Below are 1,505 nucleotides of genomic sequence, written 5' to 3' on the forward strand. Positions count from 1 at the left end.
GCAGCCGATAGTAGATGGCCGTCGATTCCCAGCTCATGCCGCCCAGAAGGCCAAGGGTTTTCATTGCGCGAGCTGTTCCTTTTCCTAGGCGATCCTCGATACTATAAACACATGAGACCACAAGGAGGTCGCAGTGAAAACCGTTCAGCTTCAGCAGGCCAAGGCGACACTCTCGGCAATTGTGGAGGCCGCGGGAAATGGCGAGCCAACCATCATCACAGAAAACGGCAGGCCGGCTGCCATGATCGTCCCGGACGATGAAGGGCGAAAGCTCTATCCGCAAGACAGTCGGAGAAATTTGGCTGATTGGTTACTCGGTATCCCGGCGGCATCGAATTTGAGCGAAACGAATCGCCGTCACGAGATGCCGAGTTTTGAGCCGCCCGACGTACCTATTTGAATCCACCTACCAAGCGCCCGGCAACTACAAAAAACTCTGCGGATCGATATCCACCTGCACCCTGACCGAGCCGCGCTGCTTCGGCCCATTGGCAAGCATCGCGCGAATAAAACCTTGCATGTCGGCGCGCCGTTCGCCCTGGATCAGCAGACGGAAGCGGTGGCGGCCGCCGAGCAGGGACAACGGCGCCTCGGCTGGACCCAGCACGAACAGATCTGACGCCTCGGGCGCGGCGCGGCGCAGGCCGCGTGCATGGCCCTCGGCTTCCGCCCGCGTCACCGCACTGACGATGACGCCGGCGAGCCGACCGAAGGGCGGCAGTGCGGCCCGTTCGCGCTCGGCGATCTCACGTTCGTAAAACGCCTCGGCGTCGCCGGAGACGATTGCCCGCATCACCGGATGCTCGGGCTGAAAAGTCTGCAGCAGGCCAAGGCTCTTCTTGCCGGTGCGGCCGGCGCGGCCGGTGACCTGGCTGAGCAGCTGGAACGTCCGCTCGGCGGCGCGCGGATCGCCATTGGCAAGGCCGAGGTCGGCATCGACAACGCCAACCAGGGTCATGTTGGGAAAGTTGTGGCCCTTGGCGACGAGCTGCGTGCCGATGACGATGTCGGCCTCGCCATCGGCGATCGCCTCCAGCTCCAGCCGCAGCCGCCGCACGCCGCCCATCAGGTCGGACGACAAGACGATGGTGCGCGCGTCGGGAAAATGCGTAACGACCTCCTCGGCGATCCGCTCGACGCCCGGCCCGCAGGCGACCAGATGATCGAGCGTGCCGCATTCCGGGCAGGCTTCGGGGCGGCGCTCATTGTGCCCGCAATGATGGCAGACCAACTGGCCGCGAAAACGGTGCTCGACCAGCCAGGCCGAGCAGACCGGGCAGCCGAAGCGGTGGCCGCAGACCCGGCACAGCGTCAGCGGCGCATAGCCGCGCCGGTTGAGGAACAATAGCGACTGCTCCTTCCTCTCCAGCGTCTGGCGCATCTGGTCGAGCAGCACCGGCGACAGGAAGCCGCCACGCGCCGGCGGCGCGCGCCGCATGTCGACCGCCTTCAGATGAGGAAGTGCTGCCTCGGCGAAGCGAGCGGAAAGAACGGCTCTGTTGTAT

General features: G+C 64.7%; 2 protein-coding genes. One reads left to right on the forward strand and one right to left on the reverse strand.

Translation table 11 applies throughout. The annotated features are described in order from the left end of the window. The first annotated feature begins 133 nt into the window (after window positions 1–133). Window positions 134–400: a type II toxin-antitoxin system Phd/YefM family antitoxin gene (locus tag EN893_RS33595; RefSeq protein ID WP_236382932.1), complete on the forward strand. Its 267-nt coding sequence runs from the start codon at window positions 134–136 to the stop codon at window positions 398–400. A gap of 24 nt (window positions 401–424) precedes the next feature. Here the strand turns inward: EN893_RS33595 and priA are convergent. Continuing rightward, window positions 425–1,505 (reverse strand): primosomal protein N' (priA, locus tag EN893_RS33600; protein ID WP_128362158.1); only part of this gene is annotated, 1,081 nt, incomplete at its 5' end.

The organism is Mesorhizobium sp. M7A.F.Ca.CA.004.04.2.1 (assembly GCF_004022825.1).
In the GTDB taxonomy this organism is placed as follows: Bacteria; Pseudomonadota; Alphaproteobacteria; order Rhizobiales; family Rhizobiaceae; genus Mesorhizobium.